This is a genomic window from Planktothrix serta PCC 8927 (genome assembly GCF_900010725.2).
GTDB lineage: Bacteria > Cyanobacteriota > Cyanobacteriia > Cyanobacteriales > Microcoleaceae > Planktothrix > Planktothrix serta.
Genome location: NZ_LR734862.1, coordinates 1 through 849 on the forward strand (window position 1 = coordinate 1; position 849 = coordinate 849).

2 protein-coding genes are annotated in these 849 nt (G+C 37.5%); both read right to left on the minus strand.

The features are described from left to right. Window positions 1–423, minus strand: a 423-nt coding sequence (locus PL8927_RS08560) for a Uma2 family endonuclease (RefSeq protein ID WP_083619743.1), incomplete at its 3' end; no start/stop codon positions are given. Window positions 424–492: 69 nt separating this feature from the next. Then, the coding region (locus PL8927_RS08565; protein WP_197047358.1) for a Uma2 family endonuclease at window positions 493–849 on the minus strand (357 nt) is incomplete at its 5' end.

The window sequence follows — 849 nt, forward strand, 5'->3', positions numbered from 1 at the left end:
AATCCAATATTCTTGAACTCCGGTAATAGAATAGAGTTTTAATTTAGCTTGTTTATCGCGGCGTTCATTTTGTTTTCCGGGGGATAAAACTTCAATAACTAACTCAGGTGCACCTGTTAAATGTCCGGCTTCATCTTCAATTTGTTCAAGTCGTTCATGAGTGACCCAAACGACATCAGGAATGACGCTATCAAACTCGGAAAAGATTAAACCTGGAGCAAAAATTGTTACGCCTAAATGACTCGACTCTGACCAACTATCTAGTTGACTAAAAATTTTACCACAAGTCTGTTGATGGCGACGATGGGGAGAGCGAGTCATAAATAGTTCTCCATCGAGAATTTCATAACATATCCATTCATTTTCTGGTAGTCCCTCAACATCGTGAATTGTCCAGCGTACTTGTTCTAGGGTTTGAATCATAATCACCCTCCATTTTCCTTTGATTTTAACATTGATCTACAACTTTTTACTCACACTCTACAACCGATTTTAAGGAAAAAATAACTGAACAACCGCACTAAATCCGGGTAATAATGGGGATGTAATTTCATCGGTTTCTAATAGAGTTGCGACTTTAACTAATTGTGCTTGTTCTCGACGATAAATTTCAACTTGTTTAGTGAAATAATTAACAATCCAATATTCTTGAACTCCGGTAATAGAATAGAGTTTTAATTTAGCTTGTTTATCGCGGCGTTCATTTTGTTTTCCGGGGGATAAAACTTCAATAACTAACTCAGGTGCACCTGTTAAATGTCCGGCTTCATCTTCAATTTGTTCAAGTCGTTCATGAGTGACCCAAACGACATCAGGAATGACGCTATCAAACTCGGAAAAGATTAAACC